The following is a 20751-nucleotide window of genomic DNA, read 5'->3' on the forward strand; positions in this document are numbered from 1 at the left end:
AGAAGCCGAAACAGCCACCGTTACTTACTGAGTGAATAAGTAAGGCGAGCTGCTTCGGCTTCTTTTTTAGTTGGGTGACTTGTAGTATCCTCATGCTGAGGTGATAGACAATGGCTTTAAAAACAATTTTTCATTTGGACACAACCCAACGCTGGGCGCACTTGGCTTCAAATCTCAACAATTATCTAGGCGCTGAACCCGACACTGACATCGAAGTACTGGTGAATGGAGACGGCATCACCGTTTACTTTGACGCGCAAGTGACGGAGTTCATTGCGGCGCACCCACAGGTAAAATTCTTTGCTTGCCACAATTCACTTCAGCAGCGTCATTTAGACGAACGGCAATTACCGGCAACCGTTCAAGTCGTGCCAGTTGGTGTGGTTAAACTGGCACAAGCGGAAGCGGCTGGATATGGGTATATTAAGCCGTAATCAATAAAGGCTGATAGGGTCGTTAAAATCGTGAGGGGATTTTTGCAACCTTATAGGAACGCGGAGGAATTTCACGATGAAAAAGACTATTGTTCTATGTGCTTTTCAACCGGTGCTGGAACTGGACTTGTAAATAAACTAGAATCCTACTATAAAAGTCAACGTATTTACACACGCTTTGCTGATTTTGTAGGTACTCGTTTCAGAGGTTCCTTGGACACATTGCCTGGAACGACAGTCGAGTATTTGACAGGTGGTAATTCTGCAATGGCTGCTGCCAGAACACTCTTTGCTGTGAAATTTAGAATTCCTGATTTAACCTATGACTCAGCTGGTATCGCAAAGGCATTTAAGGAATTAATTGATGGACATATGGAGCGATCATAAAATTGGAATAGGTGCTTTGTTTTTGATTCTTGTACTTGCAAACCAAACTTTGTTGTGTACATGGCAGGGTATAGGATTACTTGTTCTAGGGATTATCCTGTTGTTTGTGGGGGCTTTTTCAGATGAGCACAGCTTTTGGCCCAAGGTAGCATTTACATTGGTTATGGCAGCTCTCTTCTTACAGACACATCAATATGCTGGTTACTCAACAATGCGTATTGTTAGTCATGGACAGACTCTCCAAGTCTTTGCCCAAAAGAGCACGTATGGAGAAACAACATACATGTTCGAGGTTTATGAGAAAGGGAGCTTTCTCTATCGCAAGGTGAATAAGAACACGATTCAATATGTCACCGCGTCTAATACAAGTTCAAGACAAGTCTTCAAAATCGTATGGCCAAAATTACGAAAAGAATAGCGTAATAATGATTTAGTTCGTTACTGAGTATCTAACGTAGATCTCAGATAGGATAGTTGCATGGTTTGCTGGTAGTCTTATTTTAAGATTCCGGACTTGGATAGGTTAAAGTTATTTGTCCCAAGTGTTTGGGGGGCATGATTGAATACCACATGAAATGATCAAGGAGAGTGGTTTAGAAGAGACTTTTTGATGAGACTGCATAGGTCCTAAACAAAAAATCTACCTCATTTTTAGAAAATTGAGATTGCGCTATAAGTAGTTTCAAATAACAAGCGCCGCCGCTGAGAACTGAAAAAGTTCATGGTGACGATGCTTGTTTTCTTGTTAATAAAAAATGACCCGCCATTAGGCCGCAAACGTTCAATTGCAAGGTACACTTAAAACGGCTTCGATAACCCTTATGCTTTAAGGAATACTGAAGCCGTTGGTTTTTTAGCCTTTTCTTATCGTAAACAGTTGGCTTGAACTTTTGTGAATACAAGACTAGTTTGCTAACGATCCCAGTTAGCTAATCCCATTCAACAATTCCTGACGCAGATTTGCGTAAGCAGGGTCGGCATAGGCAACATCTGGTGCTAGTTGGAAGAAAGGATTTTTGTAGGTGGCTTTGATGATGCCGGGGTGCCCGTTCATCACAACGATCCGCTGGCCGAGAAACAACGCTTCGTCAAGATCATGCGTAATGATTATCACAGCATTTTGAGTTGCCTGCCATAAGTCAAACAACAGGGCGTGCATATCGGCACGAGTGTGATTGTCCAGTGCACTAAATGATTCATCTAGCATGAGTAAGGGTGGCTGGTTAATAAAGGCGCGGGCGAGAGCAACTCGTTGTTTTAGGCCGCCGGAAAGGTCATAGATAGGCTGATTGGCGAAATGGCGCAGTCCGGCGCGGTCAAGGAGAGCTGGTAGATTGTCAGCTGATTGGTAACGCATTTTAGGACCGAATAGAATATTGTCGCGGACATTTAACCACGGATAAAGTGCCATTGATTGAAAGACGACACCGCGTTCCCATGACGGGCCTGCGATAGGGATGCCGTTCATGGTTAAGGTTCCTTGACTAGGTGGCAGGTAGCCGGCAATCAGATTTAGCAAGGTCGTTTTACCAATGCCGGAAGGACCGACAATGACGGTGGTCGAATTTGATGCAATGTTTAAGTTAATATTGTGGACAGTTGGTAAGCGCTCATTTTGGTAACAATAAGCTACATGATCAAGTGTCAGTAATGACATGATTGCCCCCTAGTTGAGATATCGCGGTGTAATGAAACGATCGCAGTCTTTTTGACTCACTGGTTTGGTTAATGTTTGTTGGCGCCACATAAATTGTGCCGTTTCGAAAAATTGCGCGCGAAATTGTCGCGTCATAAATGTTCGTTGGGATTGATCGGATAGCCATTGAGAGGTGCCAATCTGTTTCTTAACGGTGGCAACCGGTAGCGAAAGGCTCTTGGCGGCCGTTCGATAGATGCTTTGAGGAAGATCTTGATACTGGCTGTGGATCTTGTTTAAAGTTGCCAATAACGTTCGAAGCACATCTGGCTGTGTTCTTATGAAAGCATCTGTTGCTAGGGTCACATTGGCGGTTAGGTGACCGGTTTGCGCCATTTGACGACTATCAATCAGCTGTTTGTTGCCCAATAATGCCGAGAGGCTGGGTTCCCAAGTATAAGCACCATCAATATCACCACGCTGCCAAGCCGCCACGATTTCTGGTGTTTGCATGTCAAGCACCTCAACCTGATTGGTTAAGTGGTGCTGCTGGAGTAGCATCATCAAGCTATAATGCGATGTTGAGGCAAACGGGGTCGCGATTTTCTTATGCTTGAGTTGTCCCCATGTGTCGATTCCGGCTTTTTGGCGAATTACCAAGGCCTCGTTACTGCCGATGATGTCGTTAATCCACACTAGTTTAGCGGAAATACCGGCAGCCAGTGCAACCACGGCATTGGTGTGCCCCATGGTTGCCAACTGAACATCATTGGCGATCAAGGCTTTGTTGGCATCTACCCCAGAGTCGAAGGCAATGAACTGAACGGTTAGCCCTTTTGCTTGACAGGCTTTCTGCAGTAGGTGACGCTGACGGGCCACGGCCACATCGTTAGGAACCCGAAGGACGCCGATTTTAATGGTCCCCGCTGATGTAGGTGTGGCGTGACAACTGCTGAGCCCAAGCAAGGAGCAGATGAGAAGCAACACCCACAGCCATAGGCGATGATGGTTTGTCATGATGCCCAGTCAACTCCTTCCTTGCCATTTGATGAAATGCTGACCGAATCGCTTGAGTAACCAGTCTAGTAACACGCCGGTAAGGCCCATGACAATGATATCGACTATCATGACATCACTTTTAAGATAATGCGAAGCGTCGATGACCATCCACCCAATGCCACTGGTTGAGGCGATCATTTCAGCTGATACAATCGTTGTATAAGCCATCCCGACAGCAGAACGGATACCGGTCATAATACCGGGCAGTGCGGCTGGAAATACGATACGGGTAAAGATTTGCCGAGAATTAGCGCCTAGCGAGGCGGCATTATGCCGATAGTCAAGATTAATACTTGACACTGCATCGTATGCGGCTAAGTAAATAGGTGGTAGTGCAGCGAGAAACAAGAGTAAGATTTTTGAAGATTCACCAATGCCAAGCCATAAAATAAGTAAGGTATAGTATGCCAATGGCGGAATCGGGCGAAGAAACTGAATGATCGGGTCGATAAACTGCCCGGTTTTCACATGATAAGCGCTTAGTAAGCCAAGTGGTGTGCCGCTCATGACGGCTAGGACAACTGCAACTGTTACCCGTCTCAATGTTAGTAAATAATGTTCCCAAAAAGGCGTCCCATTGTATCCGAACTGCAAGAGATTCACCGCTGCTAGCCAAACTCGTCCCGGCGAAGGCAAAAGAACTGGGGACACTAAATGAAGCCGCGTGGCAAGCCACCATAGGCTCAAGATAACTGCTGGTATCAATAGCCACCCAAAATGGCGGGATAGTCGATGTTTGATGGTCATGATGGGATCCTCCGTTGGCAAAAGGCTGAAAACCACAAATGTCTAGACCACCCAGGCCTAGACATTTGTGGTTGATCTAAAAACCTAGAGCAGGTCGAAGCGATAGTTCGTCACAATTGGTTTCCGATTCTGAGTCGTGTCTTCGAAATATTCGAATTCACAGAGATCCAAGAAGGAACCCGCAATGTTGTAAATATTATGGTAACCTTTATTGCCAAGCGCTCGGGCAACGTTGTAACTTCTTTGACCACTCAAGCAATGGATATAAACCGGTTGGTCTCTGGGAATCTCATCAAGATGTTCGCGAAAACGACTCATCGGAATGTTTTTGGCAGAGATGATGTGACCTTCTGCAAATTCATCAGGCTCCCGCACGTCAATCAGCATCGCGCCAGCTTCGACTAACGGACGAACTTGTGAAACCATGATTTGTTTAAATTCGCCGTTTAAGATATTCGTGGCCACCAGTCCAGCCATATTCACTGCATTCTTTGCGGTGCTAAAAGTTGGTTGATAGCATAGTTCCAAGGTCTCAAGATCCTCAACATAATTGTGATTGGTGATGGCGGTAGCAATAATATCAATCTGCTTATCAACACCGCTTTCACCGATAGCTTGTGCGCCGAGAATTTCACCTGATGGATACGCGAAGATCAATTTCAGATAGAGCGGTTTAGCGCCCGGTATAAGTGCCACTTTATCTTTAGGGATCACAAGGGCTTCCCGATAGTCAATTTTGGCATCTTGGCATTGGCGGGCAGTTAAACCGGTGGAAGCCACATTCATGTTGAAGACTGGCAAACACTGGGATCCAATCACGCCACGATTGCGGATTTGACGACCGAAGGCATGATCGACGGCTTGCCGCGCCTGTAGTTGTGCTGGGAAGGCTAGATTGAGGCGTGTTGGTTGCCGTAAGAGACGTTGATAAACTTCAATGGCATCACCCACAGCATAAACATGCGGCAAATTTGTTTGAAAGGCTTGATTAACTTGAATATTGCCGGTTTTGCCCAACTTGATCCCGCTTTGTTGAGCCAACTCCGTATCCGCTTTAACGCCAATCGCCATGATGACGATATCTGTCGGTAATTCCTTACCAGAAGCTAAAGTAATGTGGTCATTCTCAATTGCTGTTAATGTGTCGTGAACGATTAACCGAACATCGTTATCGAGCATTGTTTTTTGGACAAGTTGTGCCATATCTTGATCAATGGTGGCCAGAATGTGGTCCGCGCCTTCGATTAAATTGACATGGTAACCACCTTTAACCAGATTTTCTGCCGCTTCAATGCCGATAAAACCGCCGCCGATGACGGAAACATTAGTTGCTTTGCGATCTTTAAGCGCAGTAGCCAAGGCTTTAATGTCGTCAACATTGCGAATTGTGAAGACATTGGTGTTCTGAATGCCGTGAATGGATCGCGGCAGAATCGGTACGGCGCCTGGGGACAGGAAAAGATCATCATATGAATCGGTTGTCACTTCCCCAGTACGAACATCCTTGACGGTCACCGTTTGTGTCTCAGCGTGAATGGCTGTTACCTCATGATTGACGATCGCATCAATATTATATTGTTGCTTAAATTGTTCAGAATCCATCAAAACGATACTTTCCGCGTCCGGAATCATGCCAGATAGGTGATAGGGCAGCGCACAATTTGAAAATGAGACATTCGGGCCCTTTTCATACATCGTAATTTGTGCAGATTCATCCAATCTACGTGCGCGTGCCGCGACAGATGCACCACCGGCGACGCCACCGATAACAATAATCTTTTTACTCATGTTGCATATCCTCCTTGAGAAGTTTATTTGGTAGATAGGTTGGGCAAAGCGCTAATTTACCTTGGAATAGTTTGATAGCAAAAGCAGCCCCTAAGATCAAGAAAAGCATAAAGATATAACCGTGTAACGAAAAGTTGGTGATAGATGAGTAAAGCGCGCCAATGTTGCAGCCGCGTGCCATTCGAGAGCCTAGACCCATGAGTGCACCACCAAGAGCATAGCCGCTAAAATCTGCCAACGACATTTTGAGATTGGCTTTGAACCGACCTGCCAGCAAGAAAGCGATGAGTGCCCCAGCAACAATACCAATGTTGCGAACAGTTCCGCCGTCTGCCCACAGGGGACCGCTCATGGCCTTTGCGGTTTCGTCAAAAGCCGGTGAAGTGAAATGCATCCCGAACAACTGCAGGAATTTTTGATCCAGTGTGACAAATGGGGTGGTGACGCCCCATGCTTTATTAGTGGTAATCATAATGAAGCTGGCAGCAAGTGTGAGTCCAATTCCTCCAGCCAAAAATGACCAGCGCTCAATGAATAATTTGTGATACGTTTCCCATGAAAGCCATTTGAGAGGCGCGGTGTCGTTGACAGGCAGCGGCTTTTCGTAGTCAGCCCAATCCGATTGGGGATGTAACCAGGCACCGGACGCTTTTTTCTTGTTCTCATAGGACTTCGTTAGCATATAAAGCCCAAATAGTAGCGCAATCGTGAGAAGGATGGCGCCCCAATAACCAATATATTGGGGTAGCCACACGTTAATTCCAATTTTGCCAATGGCAGTATTGTCAAGCACGTAACCGAAGTATTGCCCTGGTGCGGCAAAAAGAATGAAGAATGGGAAGGCAATCCAGGCATGACCCTCACCTTCACCAAAATCGGATAAGGTTCCGGAAGCGCAACCGCCAGCCATGATCATGCCCATTCCGAAGAGAAAAGCTCCCAGCATGACGGAAATATTTCCGATTCGAACGTTTTGGGTGCCAGGGATCAGCGCTTGATTGGCATTGGTAATCTCCCAAGCGGGTACTGCACCTTTACTAGCAGCAAACCACTGAATGCCAAAGTTGATGAGTGCTGTGGTCAAAAGCATCACTAGTAGCGCCACCGTTAAACTGCTTTCGCCACGATAAAAGATACGCTTGACGCCGCCGGCAAAACCGAATCTGGAACGTGTCAGTATATAACCGATCATTAGGCCGGCAAATAAGGCTATTGGCAGTGAAGCTGATGATCGTTGTAGAAAAATAGCCCACACACCTGTTAATATCAGCACAATCAGGCCGATAAATGGTTGATGTTTATTCAGCCCATAGCGATCGAACCCTTTTGATATCATGGAAACCCCCCGATCTTTTTACAATTAAAATGTATATTATTTCACAATTTAATTGAAATACTTATTCAGGTCCTTTAATATAACCTGTAGGGTATGGCGTTATTTTGGGGGATGATTTAGTGAAGGACACAACACAGTTTCTTACCTACTTGCGAACGATTATTTCAACTGGCAGCGTGACGGCGGCAGCGAAGCGCTTGTATATTTCGCAGCCATACTTGAGCAGGACCATTAGTGAACATGAACGTCGCTTGGGTTATCGCTTGCTGGATCGCGATAAACGACCAATCGCCTTAACTGCGATTGGCGTGCAATATGTTCGCACCTTGGAACAATTAAATAATCAATATAATAAGCTGATGCATGATTTAGAAAAAATGGCAGATGTCAGCCACTTACGGTTAGGCATTAATCAGTCAATGTCGACAATTGTGGCACCCCCGCTACTGTATCGATATCATCAGGTTCATCCAGAAAGTCAGATTGCGTTTACTGAAGGTATTTCCAGCGAATTGGGCGATTTACTGTTATCGGGGCGAATTGACGCGCAATTGCGATTAATGCCGATTTTTTCGAATGAAATTACTTATTATCCGGTTTGTGAACTGCCAGTTTATTTATTAGTCAATGACAGTTCATCGCTTTTCACACCCGGCCGACGGGAAATTTTGACGCTGCCGGTCAAAGCTGCTCAATTCGATCAACTAGCATATATCACGTTGGATTCAGGTTCGGGATTCATGAGACAGCTAAGTGTCTTTTTGACGAACAAAAGATTCATCCAAGGACGGCTTTTAACGTGCGGTTCATTCAAACTGCCGCTAATCTTGCGTATCAGGGCTTGGGATGCACATTTGTGCCGCAATACTGTCTTCGCCGCCAGTTTGATGCGTCTCAATGTAATATTATCAAGGTACCCATGGAGCAATTGTCCGTTAAGATTGTTCTTGCATATCGCAGGGATTCCGGACTGGCGAGCAAAGTACAACAGTTAATTGATGAAACAGAGTTACCGACGTTGCTTCAGGAACTTTGTCAGGATTAAAGTGTGATCGCTACCGTCTGAGAAGCGCTGGAAAAGCAGATTTCAAGCGCTGCTGTTAGATTAGTTCAATGAAAACCACGCAAAAAGCACCCACGATCAAAATATTCGCGAGTGCTTCTTTCGAGTTCTGACATAATTGGAGGAGCGGGAATGCGCGTGGTGATCTAAGATTTCTCCACGGCCTGCAGCGGTTCTGTATTAAACGGAACCAACTGCCGCTCGATTGCTTCACGCTGGTCTTCCAAGAACGGTGGCAGTTCCAAATGCACGCCGGCTTCTTCGTAAGTCTCGTCAAGTAGGAAGCCAGGGCCATCCGTGGCGATTTCAAAAAGGATGTCGGAAATTGGTCGGAAGTACTCTGAAGCAAAGTAGAAGCGATCCACAAAGCCAGAAGAATTCAAACCAGCATTCCCGATTTTCTCAATCCAGTATTGCAGGCTATCACGGTCGTCAGTGCGGAAGGCAAGGTGGTGGACGCCACCAAAGCCTTGATAAGCTGCGGGTATCAACCGCTGATAATCGATGATGACTTGCGCACCGTGGCCGCCGTTGTTCAGTTCAAGCAAGGTGTGTTGACCGTCCTTGGCGATTTGTTTAAAGCCGAGCAGATCGGTCATGACACTGATTAACTCATCATAGTGATCAGTCGTGATGTACTCAGGACCAAGACCGCCGATTGCAAATTGTGGGTCAACCGTCGAATGTCGCCAAGGGGTTCCCGCTGGCACGCCTTCATTGTGTTCGTCACTGATCAGCTGATATTGCTGGCCATCAAAATCATGAAAACGGAGAATCTTGGCGCCAAATAGTTCGTCAATCGCATCATGGCGCACGCGGTGATCATCAAATCGTTTGATCCAATACGTTAATGCAGCATCAGAAGGGACCCGAAAACTAGTGCGGGCGATTTCGTTGTTGCCGTGTTGTGCTTTTTGAATGCCGGGAAAATCAAAGAAAGTAATATCCGTTCCCGCAGTTCCCATGTCATCGGTGAAATAAAGGTGATAGGTACGAACATCGTCTTGATTGACGGTTTTTTTAATCAGGTGCAAGCCTAAAATACCACTCATGAACCGAAAAATTCGTGGTGAGCTCGATGTAATTGCGGTTAGATGATGAAGACCGGTGAGTTGATTAGCCATTTCGTATCCCTCTCTTGCTTACATTTAGTAAGTAAAAGATAACATGGCTCACCTTGAAAAACAAGCTTTGCGTTTTGGTTAAAATCATTAAGGTCTTATCAAAATGCCCGTTTTCGGCCAAGTTGCTGGGCGATCGCGTGATATGCTCATTTCAATCATATAAGTGGATGGCAAAAAGGAGCGCATGGCGATGTTCAATTTTCAGGATAATCCGGATGAGTATAAACGGTTAATGCAGCTTGAAGTTTTGATTGCGATTGTGGCCATCGCGGCGAGCATCGTGATGTTCAGTTTTGGGGTCATGACCGGCGCTTTGTTTGCGGCAATTGCTGGGGCCTTTTTCCTTATGGATGCCATTGTTGAGGGCCTTCGTTTGCTAGGAGCATCGCGCGGTTTTAGCCGGTTCATTGGTACGGCAATTGCGATTCCTGCTTTGGCTGGTTATTTGATCATGATGTTCAATCGATTCCCGTTGCAAGTGGCTTAATCAAAGTTATTTGGCTACCACGCTGTCAGTTAGCGGATCCGGTAACACCGAAACCATGACGTATTTTAATCGCATTTGAAAATAGGCCCCTGAGATAACACGGTTAAGCTGTGTTTTCTCAGGGGCCTATTTTGTTTGGGTATGAGTAGGGGTCACCTATAAGTCGGCCGGTCTAAAAATGGAAGTCTTCCTTATCCGCAACATCTTCGGCGGTCAATTCATAGCGAACCAGTGGAACTTTGCTGCCGTCTGGTAAGGTCCGGTCATGATGATAATCGCCGACTTTGGTAAAGAAGTTGGTGGTCAATAACTTGGCGCCGCGTTCATTGGTCGCAGGCAAGATGACATAAACCCGCTTCAACCCAAGCTCAAAAAAGGCAAAGCCCAGCATCCGTTTGATCACTTCACTCATAATGCCTTCGCCTTGATGGCTGGCAAGCGTTTCAAAGCGTACTTGCGCCACGGTTTTCTTTTGGCTGAAATTCCAGATACAGAAACTGCCAAGGAATTCGTGGCTGGCGCGATCCATGATGCCATAAAGTAAGGCGTTGTTGCTCATTACCAGCCGCATCGAACGGTTAATGTAGCGGGCAGTGTCTGTAATTTTTTGATCAAATTCGCGTCCGGATTCGGCAGCAACTTGGCGGTCGGCGCGCAACTGGAAAATGTCTTTGATCTTAAAGGTTGTCAGCCAATCCATGGTGTAATGGACGGACATAATCGGATGGTATTTTTCAAAGCTTTGCATGATAGGAGCCTCCGTAAACATGATGTTAAGTATGCGTCAGCCCAATTTAAAGCAGGCGTGTGAGTTGCAACTTCCAGTATCGTGACGCATCTAGGTCATGGTACTCATCGTTTCCTGCTTAGGCGTTTGGGACTGAGAACACTTGCTGGAGTTAGCTTAACATAAAAACCGCCAATACACTGATTTGAAAACCATTCGCAATTTGGTACGGACCAAAAGGCTAAAGTCAAGTCCCGATCTTAATTAAAAAACACTTGAGCAGACGTATGTTATCAAGATGTGGTAGCGAAAACTTGGAGATTTTCAACTAATAGCGGGCTTTCTTGGCCTGTATGGACGCGGTTTGTTTACCGTCTTAAAAAGGATTTTTTTATTTTTTTAGCAGGCAAATAAAAACTGAAAATGACAACATATAGTTTTAGCTTATATAATCATAAACATCGCAAAGGGGGTGAGTAATTTGAAACAGCTTTTTTTTGGCTCATGTCGGGGTTAATGCTGCTACAACCGGTTGGGTTAAACGTGGGGCAACAAGTTGAATCGGCGCTGGCGAGTCAACCGACAACATCTGGTCAGCCATCAGTAGCAACCAGCTCGTCATCGGTAGCTAGTCGCGAAAGTTTACAAACACCGAGCGCGGCATCGGCTGCAAGTGAATCAGCGGCAACGCAGGCATCGGTGCCAGCAGTGGTCGGCAAGAAACAGCAACCAACCAGCACCACAACGCCAGCCGAATCAACCACGCTGAAACGATCCAAGCGGGCCACTTCGCCAGAGTCAAGTAATCAACCGCAACCGTGCTTGGTTCAAACCGCCAAAGCATTAGCCGAAGCGGTACGGCGAGGCGAAACGTATATCCGCTTGACTGCTGACATTAACATCGGTCGCGCGGCGATTCCGGTCAAGCATTCACTCGTGATTGATGGTGATCACAAATACACTTATATGTACAACGGTGGCGAAAACTGGCATGTCGGTTTGTACTTTGCCGCCAGTAATATCAGTATCACGTTCAAGAATCTGAAAATCGGTGATCCGCGCGTCAAGAACTCTGCCAACAATTATTACGGCATTGCACCAGCGGAGAACCTCATTAAGAACAGTAAGATTATTGTCGAAAATGTTGATTACTATTCTGATCGCGGGGCCCAGCCGTTCCACATTCGCAACGCAAGCAACCAAATCGTCTTCAGAGGGAAAAATTCATTTCATACCACTAAAATTGCTGGATCGGTTTTAGTTCAGGAATTTGCTGAAGCGACTAACTTTCTTTTTGAAGAAGATTCGGATACCACGATTAATATGGAAAATACAGAGCTAATCGGTACTTTCTGGCCATCAACCGGCCCGCTGAACCTAACCCTGAAAAATCGGGCGCGACTCAAAGTGGTTAGCGCCAATGCACTGGTTTATTCAGATGGCGGGGCGTTGCACAAGAATCGCATAACAGTTGGGGAAGGCGCGGTCTTAGACGTTAAGCTCACAGACAAAAAAGATGGCGTGCTAATGTACCATGACCACGATTTAACCATTGATGTCCAAAAAAATGGCCGTTTTCTAGCCGAAACAGTTGGAGCAAACAACTTTAACAAGAATTCCAGCCTGAATTTAGGGCCGGGTGCCAAAGCCGAATTGAAAAACACTCACGGCGATTTCTATAAAAATGGCAGTGGGACGATTCGACTCGACAACGCTGACGAATTGCTGATGACCTCGGGAAGCCATGGTAAAACCAGTCCAACCGGGTTGTCAGCATCGAAACCAACGTTAACATTTGCCCCTTTTTCCACTGATACAAAAGGATATGGCATTTATGCCGATGATCAATGGGTCACTGATCAAGCTGATACATCATCGTGGGCATTTACGCCATCCCGGATCAAACGCAGCCCAACTGCTTTGACGAGAGGGCAGGAACACCAGATTCAGGCGGCATCACGCTTTAAGGTGGTTCGTAATGCAACTAAAGGCACCACCGAAAGCCCTAAGAATCCGCCAGTCGTCACACCAGCTAAAAAACCCGGTCAGCTGCTTTTGAAACAAGTACCGGATTTTGATTTTGGACCCCGTCTGATCAAGCCGGAGACCCAGATCCTAAGGCCCAAAGTTGATGGTGAATTCATTATTGAAGACACTCGAACGGCGGCAGCTAAGTCAGTCAAAGTCTATGTCAAAGTTATAAAGCCGTTTAAAAATGGCAATCTCGATGTGACCAGTTGTCTAAGCTACATCAACCGCTCAGGCACGGAACAACAGCTTTCTGATCAAGCTGTTTTGGCAGAAGAGATAGACATGACGTCACCGCAGTCGTTAAGCAGTCAGTGGAATCAGGCCACTGACGAGCAGGCTCGTGGGCTCAAGTTAGTGTTGCCAGTCGAGAAGCAAAAGTTGGGAACTTTTACAGGTGAGTTTGAATGGTCAGTTCAAGATGTGCCGACCAATTAAGAGGGTGGTTCCAAGTGATGAAAAAGTGGCTACTGCTGGTAGTTTTGCTAATCGGTTTTACTTGTCCACCATCGCAAGCGCTAGCAGTCGAGACACAAACATCCGGTGAAATTAGCTTTTTTGAAGTTGAGCAGCCGGTTAATCAACCGTCACCAGAACAGATCAAGCCAAAGCAACAGGTGAACGTACCACCACCAACCAAAGAAGACCAGCTACCAGCCTTGGGAATGATGACCCCACTGCTTGTGAGTTTAATCGGGCTACTACTGGTGTTGCTGATGCTACTGATTTTGCTGACAAAACAATCTAACACAAACAAGAAAGAGGAAGAATAAACATGAAAAAGTTTTACGTGATGGCATCAATGCTTGGATTAGGTATGTTGGGTTTGGCTGGAGTAACACCGACACTGGTTTCTGCTAGTGATGTGACTTCAAATGGCCAGGTTAAGTTTAAGTTGGATCAAAGCCAAACTGACCCGAAAAACCCATTAGATCCCGCTGATAAGAACCCAGGCAAGCCGACCGATCCTACTCATCCTGGTGGCAAAGTTCCGGGTGGCACCGGGGGCCCGTTGTCGATCGACTTTGCTTCAAGTCTCATTTTTGGAGAAGCTGAAATTAGTCATGAAGATGCAACGTATTACGCAAAACCGCAAACTTTCACACAAGACGATGGCACAACCGTTGACCGCCCGAACTTTATCCAGGTGACCGACAAGCGCGGCACATTTGAAGGTTGGACGTTAAAAGTGAAGCAGGAAAACCAATTTGCGGTTAAAGACGATCCGACCAAGGAATTGACCGGCGCCCAACTGAGCTTTACAAATGGTAACTTGGTTTCAAGCACCGACGCACAATATGCACCGAAGTTCCAGAAGTCATTTGATCTCATTCCGGGCCAGGCACAAATTGCGCCAGTTGAAGCGGCTGCTGATCAAGGGATGGGCACCTGGATCTACCGGTTCGGCGATGATAAGGAGATGGCCAAGTCAATTGCGTTGTCAGTGCCAGGCAAGACCCCGAAAATGGCTAAAGCCTACACGACTGCTTTAACCTGGTCATTGGAATCAACACCAGCGAATACCACAAGTACCCCAAGCACTACAAGCACGCCAAGTACAACGGGTACCACCAAACCTTAAAAAGCTGGAACGACACTGATGATTTTTGGCTAGCATCAACGGTTTGCTAACGGACTTGAAACATTCAAACTCATTGGAGAAGGATACGATGACGGCACTAGGCCGCATCGTTGGGGGAACTTAATCAAAAGGAGATACTTTGTGAAGAAAAAACTTTTCTGCTTCATAACGCTTATTGTGATGTTGATCATGCCTGCCACTCAAGTTTTTGCTTCGGAATTAAACTTTGCTGCTAAAGCCGAGTTACCGGACAATCAAGTGAATCCTGATGTTAGCTATTTTGACATCAAAATGAATCCTGGCGCGCAGCAAACGTTACATGTTCAGTTGCGTAATGAAACCGAAAAGCCAGTGACACTCGATGTCGAGCTTGCCAGTGCCACCACGAATCTCAATGGCGTGGTGGAATATACACCCAACACGATTAAGCCGGCAAAGAGTTTGCAATTCAACATGAAGGATTATGTTAAAGCGCCCAAGCAAACCGTTATTCCAGCTAAGGGCAGTACCGTTTTGGATTTAGCTGTTAAGATGCCGGATAAAAGTTTTAATGGCGTCATGGCTGGGGGAATTACCCTTAAAGAACATGGCTTGAGTGATCAAGGTGGCCAAGCATCAGGCAAAAAGGTTGCGATCAAAAATCGCTTTTCCTATGTCATCGGGCTCCTGATGCGCCAAAACTTAGCCGCTGTTCCAGCTCACGTTAAATTGAATGCGGTTAAGCCAAGTCAGGTTAATGCACGCAATGTCATTTTAACTTCGATGGAAAATGATACGGCAACCTTCATTCAGCAAGTAGCCGTGGATGCAAAGATCTTTGCTAAAGGTTCTAACCAGGCACTTTACCAAGTTGCCAAAGAAGGGCTGCAGATTGCGCCAGATACGAACTTTGATTTTCCAATTGCGTTGGCGGGGAAAGCATTAAAGCCGGGAACGTATGTGGCTAAACTCGAAGTCTATGGTAATCGGCAGCCAAACGGAAAGATCTTACGCACAACGGCAGAAGGTAAGCAGCATTACCGGGATCACTGGACCATGACCAAACAATTTACCATTACCGAAAAAGCGGCTTCAACGTTAAATCAGCGGGATGTGACGATCAAGCCAAGCCATCCGCAGTGGACGTACATTCTGATTGGTGCTGTGATCGTCCTCATGGCACTGATCATCCTGCTACTGATTTTGCTACTGCGGCGTCAGGCTAAGAAACAAGCTTCTTAATCAAAATTGTCTGAGCAAGGTGTTTGCAAGTTTTGAAAACTGGCGGCATCATGGACACAAATAAAGGACTCTGAGAATTCGTGAACGATACCGATCCAGAAGAAATGATGATATCTGAAAATTCGCGCCTTTGGTTATCAGCAATGTTTGCTGCTGATGGCAAAAGTGGGCGGATTTTTGCCGTGAGTTCCCAAAGCCGGGTGAGTTATCGTTGGCGGCGTTTGAACTTAGCCAATTTAGCGTATCGGCTTGCCGGAAAAACATTGTTGGCTCAATCGAGGATAGAACGTGCTAAAAAGTAAGGTGGATCTTGTGAAATTAGTTGAACTGATGGAAAAAAACGACCAAAAGAAGCTTCAGTTACTCAATTATCTTGATCAATATCCGAATCGTCAGGTAAGAAACAGCGAGTTACAGGATAAACTACAAATTTCCTACTATATGTTTAAGCGATGGACAAAAGAAATTGTGGACGATATTGCTACTTTTCAACTGGATGATCGTTTTAGTCTTGAAGTGACGGATGCATCAACGATCTTGCATGAGCACCATAATACCAATACTTCGGTCTTTTTGGCGCACTATCTGAAACTGTCACCAAAAGTCAATATCCTGCTGACGCTGATGACCCAACAAGCCACGTTTAACTTAGCGGACTTTGCCGAGGCGAACTATGTGAGTTACACGTTTATGTATAAACGCTATATTGCGCTGCGGGAGACATTGAAAAAGTGGCAGATTACTTTGACGAGCCAAGGCGAGCTGACGGGCAATGAACTCGCGATCCGGCTGCTATTGGCCAAAATCATGGTGGTCACACATGTCACTGAAGATAAGTTTAATCATGAGGTTCGGCTGGCCTTAGCCGAATTGCTGGGCCTCATGAAAACAACCGATGCCAAGCCGTCAATGAGCCAACTGATTGAAACCAAGGCTTATGTGCTAATTAGTTTGCTCCGCTGTCAACAGGGCTATACAATTGCGAGTTCCCAAGAAGTGGCTGATTTGGTGGCCAATATTCGTCAAGGTACCTTGGCAACCAGAAACAAAGCGATTGCGATCTATCAGGCTCATTTTGACGCCAGCGATCAGGCAATTAACAGCGAATGTGACTATTTAGGGACATTTTTGGCGATTCTTGGCATTATTAATTCCGAGGAAATCGTTTTTCCGGAGACAATTAAGCAGCGCGGGCAAGCTTTTATCCACGGATTTGAAGTCAAGTTTAAAGTGACATTATCCGCCGTTGCTAAGCTGAAGATTGCGTATGCAGTCAATAAATGTTTTGTAGATGTTTTGGTATTACCGTTTCGCAGCGAGTTTTTCGATGATCATATCGACATTAGCTACTTCTTTAAAACTTACCCGGGATTTTTTGAGTATTGTCAGCATTTTGTTTTAAACCAGGCCTTGCACTTGGAAAGCTCACAGGCACAGTTTTTGTTTTACCATTGTTTGTTGGCACTCGCCGCCAATGTTCCGTTGAGCAAGGTATTAGCACCATTATCGATTTGCGTTGACTTTACATCCGGTCACGACTACAACGCTATTATTACGCGGGATATTCAGTCATTTTCAACTTTGAACATTCAGATGACCCAGCAAGTTGAACCGGAAACACAACTGATTATTACCGACTTGGTGAATGCTTATCATGATTACGATATTCCAAAAGTGATATGGCTTTCTCCGCCGCGGCCTGAGGATTGGGAAAATTTAATTAATGAATTACTGCGATTACGCGAGCAGGCACAAGAAGAATTCCAAAAACGCTAGAAATTTTTCGTTGCTTTTTTGCAACGAAGAATTAGTTGTGAAAATAGTGTAAATGGACTAGCCACACTGGATTAAGCGCCTTTGGATAACAACGGTTATTCAAAGGCGCTTCTTTTTATTTAACTCAAAACATTTTGATATTAATAAATGTAATGGTATACTCGCCCTATTCAAAAACGGAGGCGAGACACCATGGAAAAGGAAACAGGTTTTTGGCCGGCGATTAAAGACTTTTTCTTTCGTGCCGGTGATTTTAAAGGCGTTAGTTCACGCTCACAGTATTGGTGGGTATTTCTAGGACAATTCTTGTTAGGCATTGTCATTGGCTTGGTATCTGTGTCGTTAGGTGCGACATTCTCGGCGAAAACGCAATCTTTTGGCAGCAGCATGATAAGATCACTCTTGACAACATTAGTCGCGGTCCCTATGTATCTAAGCTACCCGCAACTGAGTCTAACGCTTCGGCGGTTCCGAGATGCTAAGGTTAACCCATGGTGGTACCTTGTGCTGGTAATCGTTGCATTGGTCGGACCATTGCTGACGGCCAACGGTATGGGCTTGTTGCCAATGATCATCTTGCCGCTTATTGTTGCACTGGTAACACTCATTATCCTTCTATTACCTAGTCGTGAACAGACCGTGAAGCCTTTTCCAGCTCACCCGCATACAGGTAGTACCACTGGTGTAGGTTTTGGAGCGGCAGTCAAAGATCTATTCCTTCGTGGTGGCGACTTTACCGGGACATCGAGTCGTAGTCAGTACTGGTGGAGTATCCTATTTTCAGCGTTGATCTTTGTGCCAACGTTCTTCTTTCTCGTCTTTTCGATCACTGCAGCGCTCCTTGGCAGCGCTGCATTAGGCAAAATGCAACCGCAGAATATCATTAATATGATTAATTCATTGGGTATTGGTGCCGTGATTTTGGTGGCGATTATCTTTGCTGTTCTCTATGGTTGGTCGATGGTAGCTTTGCCAATGTTAACGGTCACTTGGCGGCGTTTCAAGGATGCAGGTGTCAGTCCATGGTGGTTCATAGCTCTTAACATTGCGTCAAGTATCGTCTCGGCAGTACAAGGAAGTGTCCCAAATGTCCCATTAAACCTGGTAACACTCATTCTTCTTATTGCGCAAATCGTCATCCTTGCTTTACCACCTAAAGTTCAAAATGACGAAGCATAAAGTAATCTGTACCACGCAAAAAGTGCAACCTTCCGCAGCGGAGGATTGCACTTTTTAATTTGCGCTTTTAGTTGCAGGGTGAATCAATAAATACCTTTTTCGTCTTCATCAACCAGTGGATCATTAAAGTTTTTGTGGAAGTACGTGCTGTCGATGACTTTAAACTTGCCATTCGCAAAGCGGGCAATGATTTCGCCGTATTGAACGATGAGTGGTTCGGTATTGGGAATTTCGATTTTCAGGCGGCCAATAGGCGTTTTGGTAAGGTATTGAAAATTGTCGCCGAAGAAGCCTTTTAGGTCTTTTGTATTGGTGTCGTGTGAATACGGTAAGAAATGGGTCATTTTGGCCGTTGAAAATGCCGCAAATTCGCCTTTTGGGAATCCTTCCAAAGATGAAGGTTGAGCCATGGTATTCTCCTCCTAAGCTAAGCGTGAGCCGGTGGGCGCGTTCATGTGTGGGGATCCAAAACGCATGGATCGACTTGGGCATTATATCTCAAGTCTTTCCACACAGGTTTATGCGCCAATGAACACGTGATGTTTGAGCGCGTTATAATGCCCGGAGAGGTTGTTTGGACAACATCGCGAGTTTATGAATTTACTTATCATTATGTTAACACAATAATAGAACAATGGAATGATTGCGTCGCGGCCTGAAAACGCTTAAAATTGAGGCTGGACGTTGATCGGAGGTGAGCATATGGATCAAAGTCTGTTTCAAAATGGTAACTTTCAGCCGTTAGCAAGTCGTATGCGGCCGCAAACGCTTGATGAGTTTGTCGGCCAAACGCACTTGTTAGGAAAAAACAAGGTGTTGAGTAACCTCATCGAACATGATGAGATTAGTTCCATGATTTTCTGGGGTCCGCCTGGGGTTGGTAAAACCACATTGGCGCGAATTATTGCCCGGCGAACGCAGGCACAGTTTGTCACATTTTCTGCCGTCACCAGCGGGATTAAAGAAATCAAGCAGGTGATGAAAGAAGCTGAACAAAATCGTGAATTGGGTCAAAAGACGATTGTGTTTGTGGATGAGATTCACCGGTTTAATAAAGCTCAACAGGATGCGTTTTTGCCGTATGTTGAGCGGGGCAGCATTATTTTAATCGGTGCCACTACCGAGAATCCATCGTTTGAGGTGAATGCCGCGTTACTTTCACGTACTCGGGTTTTTGTGCTTCACGGCTTGACGAGTGCCGAGCTGGTTGATTTATTGCAGCGGGCGCTTAAGGATCCTCGTGGTTATGGGCTGCAGCAAGTCAAAATTAGCAAGAAGTTATTAGCACAGATTGCTGATTTTGCCAATGGCGATGCCCGCATTGCGTTGAATACGCTGGAAATGGCGGTCACCAATGCTGAGACGAAGCATGACGTGGTTTCAGTAACGCAGGCTGATGTTGCTCAGTTGTTGACTAAGAAAGCCTTATTGTATGACAAGAATGGCGAAGAGCACTATAATTTGATTTCAGCATTACACAAATCAATGCGCAACTCGGATGTGGATGCAGCTATTTATTGGCTGGCGCGAATGTTAGAAGCTGGTGAAGATCCCTTATACATCGCGCGGCGGCTCGTTCGGTTTGCCAGTGAGGATGTCGGAATGGCGGATTCGCGGGCGTTAGAGATTGCGGTCACGGTTTATCAAGCGTGCCAGTTTATCGGCATGCCCGAGTGCACCGTCCATCTGACGCATGCGGTTACTTACCTCTCACTTGCACCAAAGTCGAATGCGCTTTACACGGCATATGGTGCTGCTAAAAAGGACGCAACTGAAACCTTGGCTGAACCGGTTCCGCTTCAAATACGTAATGGGGTAACGGATTTGATGCAGGATTTAGGTTATGGAAAAGATTACCAATATGCTCACAACACAAAAGATAAACTGACAACTATGCAAACCATGCCGGATAATCTCATCGGCAAAACGTACTATCATCCCACCGACCAAGGCAGTGAAGCTAAGGTTAAAGAGCGGCTTGAACAAATTAAAGCGTGGCATGCACAACACCCAGCCCCTGAACCGCCACGGCCTAAGAAAAAGTCGTGAGTGGGACGCTGCTAGTGGGCGTTAACACTATCGTCAACTTGTAACAGTTCAATGTGCTGATGCAGAGTTGAATCATCATGCGTTATTCGGCGGTGAGGACTTCTAAGCGCGCCGGCTCACGCTCATCT

General features: G+C 45.8%; 20 protein-coding genes and 2 pseudogenes. 14 read left to right on the forward strand and 8 right to left on the reverse strand.

Going from position 1 to position 20751, the window contains the following annotated elements; all coding sequences use genetic code 11:
- Positions 1-110 precede the first annotated feature (110 nt).
- The 3 genes from ACWP87_RS11745 to ACWP87_RS11755 are packed head-to-tail and all read left to right on the forward strand — an operon-like array spanning position 111 to position 1239.
- Entirely contained in the window at positions 111-434 is a 324-nt protein-coding gene (locus ACWP87_RS11745; protein ID WP_014568968.1) for a DsrE family protein, read from the forward strand.
- Positions 435-476: 42 nt separating this feature from the next.
- Positions 477-821 carry a hypothetical protein gene (locus ACWP87_RS11750; RefSeq protein WP_029943900.1) on the forward strand — a complete coding sequence of 115 codons (345 nt, stop codon included), beginning with the start codon at positions 477-479 and terminating at the stop codon, positions 819-821.
- Positions 799-1239: a hypothetical protein gene (locus ACWP87_RS11755; protein WP_005687424.1), complete on the forward strand. Its 441-nt coding sequence runs from the start codon at positions 799-801 to the stop codon at positions 1237-1239. The genes ACWP87_RS11750 and ACWP87_RS11755 overlap by 23 nt, the downstream gene beginning before the upstream one ends.
- A gap of 507 nt (positions 1240-1746) precedes the next feature.
- Here the strand turns inward: ACWP87_RS11755 and ACWP87_RS11760 are convergent.
- The 5 genes from ACWP87_RS11760 to ACWP87_RS11780 all read right to left on the reverse strand — a co-directional run bounded on the left by ACWP87_RS11760 (position 1747) and on the right by ACWP87_RS11780 (position 7387).
- Positions 1747-2478: an ABC transporter ATP-binding protein gene (locus ACWP87_RS11760; protein WP_005687425.1), complete on the reverse strand. Its 732-nt coding sequence runs from the start codon at positions 2476-2478 to the stop codon at positions 1747-1749.
- A gap of 9 nt (positions 2479-2487) precedes the next feature.
- Entirely contained in the window at positions 2488-3474 is a 987-nt protein-coding gene (locus ACWP87_RS11765) for a taurine ABC transporter substrate-binding protein (protein WP_005687426.1), read from the reverse strand.
- 9 nt (positions 3475-3483) lie between these two features.
- Positions 3484-4263, reverse strand: coding sequence for an ABC transporter permease (locus ACWP87_RS11770; RefSeq protein WP_005687427.1), 780 nt, complete (start codon positions 4261-4263; stop codon positions 3484-3486).
- A gap of 84 nt (positions 4264-4347) precedes the next feature.
- Positions 4348-6051: an FAD-dependent oxidoreductase gene (locus tag ACWP87_RS11775; protein WP_005687428.1), complete on the reverse strand. Its 1704-nt coding sequence runs from the start codon at positions 6049-6051 to the stop codon at positions 4348-4350.
- The gene (locus tag ACWP87_RS11780) at positions 6044-7387 is read right to left on the reverse strand and encodes a YeeE/YedE family protein (protein ID WP_005687429.1); all 1344 of its coding nucleotides are present in this window, start codon (positions 7385-7387) and stop codon (positions 6044-6046) included. Before ACWP87_RS11780 ends, ACWP87_RS11775 begins: the two co-directional genes overlap by 8 nt.
- Positions 7388-7563: 176 nt before the next feature.
- On the opposite strand from ACWP87_RS11780, the pseudogene ACWP87_RS11785 reads away from it, so the two are divergent.
- Both ACWP87_RS11785 and ACWP87_RS11790 read left to right on the forward strand, forming a co-directional pair.
- Positions 7564-7635: pseudogene (locus ACWP87_RS11785) on the forward strand (helix-turn-helix domain-containing protein); the annotation flags it as partial.
- Positions 7636-7806: 171 nt separating this feature from the next.
- Positions 7807-8432: pseudogene (locus ACWP87_RS11790) on the forward strand (LysR family transcriptional regulator substrate-binding protein).
- 164 nt (positions 8433-8596) lie between these two features.
- Here ACWP87_RS11790 and ACWP87_RS11795 read toward each other — a convergent pair.
- Positions 8597-9574: a ring-cleaving dioxygenase gene (locus ACWP87_RS11795; RefSeq protein WP_005687434.1), complete on the reverse strand. Its 978-nt coding sequence runs from the start codon at positions 9572-9574 to the stop codon at positions 8597-8599.
- 190 nt (positions 9575-9764) lie between these two features.
- On the opposite strand from ACWP87_RS11795, the gene ACWP87_RS11800 reads away from it, so the two are divergent.
- Positions 9765-10061 carry a hypothetical protein gene (locus tag ACWP87_RS11800; RefSeq protein ID WP_005687436.1) on the forward strand — a complete coding sequence of 99 codons (297 nt, stop codon included), beginning with the start codon at positions 9765-9767 and terminating at the stop codon, positions 10059-10061.
- Positions 10062-10233: 172 nt separating this feature from the next.
- Here ACWP87_RS11800 and ACWP87_RS11805 read toward each other — a convergent pair whose 3' ends face one another.
- A complete protein-coding gene (locus tag ACWP87_RS11805) occupies positions 10234-10809 on the reverse strand; it encodes a GNAT family N-acetyltransferase (protein ID WP_005687438.1) in 576 nt (191 codons plus the stop codon).
- 483 nt (positions 10810-11292) lie between these two features.
- Here ACWP87_RS11805 and ACWP87_RS11810 point away from each other — a divergent pair, with 483 nt between their 5' ends.
- The 7 genes from ACWP87_RS11810 to ACWP87_RS11840 all read left to right on the forward strand — a co-directional run bounded on the left by ACWP87_RS11810 (position 11293) and on the right by ACWP87_RS11840 (position 18574).
- Positions 11293-13254, forward strand: a complete 1962-nt coding sequence (locus ACWP87_RS11810; RefSeq protein ID WP_015764813.1) for a hypothetical protein — start codon at positions 11293-11295, stop codon at positions 13252-13254.
- 17 nt (positions 13255-13271) lie between these two features.
- Positions 13272-13589, forward strand: coding sequence for a hypothetical protein (locus ACWP87_RS11815; RefSeq protein WP_005687442.1), 318 nt, complete (start codon positions 13272-13274; stop codon positions 13587-13589).
- Between the two features lie 2 nt (positions 13590-13591).
- Entirely contained in the window at positions 13592-14398 is an 807-nt protein-coding gene (locus ACWP87_RS11820; RefSeq protein WP_005687444.1) for a WxL domain-containing protein, read from the forward strand.
- Between the two features lie 141 nt (positions 14399-14539).
- Positions 14540-15619: a DUF916 and DUF3324 domain-containing protein gene (locus ACWP87_RS11825; RefSeq protein WP_005687447.1), complete on the forward strand. Its 1080-nt coding sequence runs from the start codon at positions 14540-14542 to the stop codon at positions 15617-15619.
- A gap of 80 nt (positions 15620-15699) precedes the next feature.
- Entirely contained in the window at positions 15700-15921 is a 222-nt protein-coding gene (locus tag ACWP87_RS11830; RefSeq protein WP_005687450.1) for a hypothetical protein, read from the forward strand.
- 10 nt (positions 15922-15931) lie between these two features.
- A complete protein-coding gene (locus ACWP87_RS11835) occupies positions 15932-17395 on the forward strand; it encodes a helix-turn-helix domain-containing protein (RefSeq protein ID WP_005687452.1) in 1464 nt (487 codons plus the stop codon).
- 192 nt (positions 17396-17587) lie between these two features.
- Positions 17588-18574, forward strand: a complete 987-nt coding sequence (locus ACWP87_RS11840; RefSeq protein WP_005687455.1) for a DUF805 domain-containing protein — start codon at positions 17588-17590, stop codon at positions 18572-18574.
- A gap of 83 nt (positions 18575-18657) precedes the next feature.
- On the opposite strand, the gene ACWP87_RS11845 is transcribed toward ACWP87_RS11840, so the two are convergent.
- On the reverse strand, positions 18658-18984 hold the full coding sequence (locus tag ACWP87_RS11845; protein WP_005687456.1) for a hypothetical protein: 327 nt from the start codon (positions 18982-18984) through the stop codon (positions 18658-18660).
- 292 nt (positions 18985-19276) lie between these two features.
- Between ACWP87_RS11845 and ACWP87_RS11850 the strand changes: the two genes are divergently transcribed.
- Complete coding sequence (locus ACWP87_RS11850) at positions 19277-20623, forward strand: replication-associated recombination protein A (protein WP_005687459.1); 1347 nt, start codon at positions 19277-19279, stop codon at positions 20621-20623.
- The last annotated feature ends 128 nt before the right edge of the window (positions 20624-20751 follow it).

The sequence above is a fragment of the Lacticaseibacillus sp. 22 genome (genome assembly GCF_055413445.1).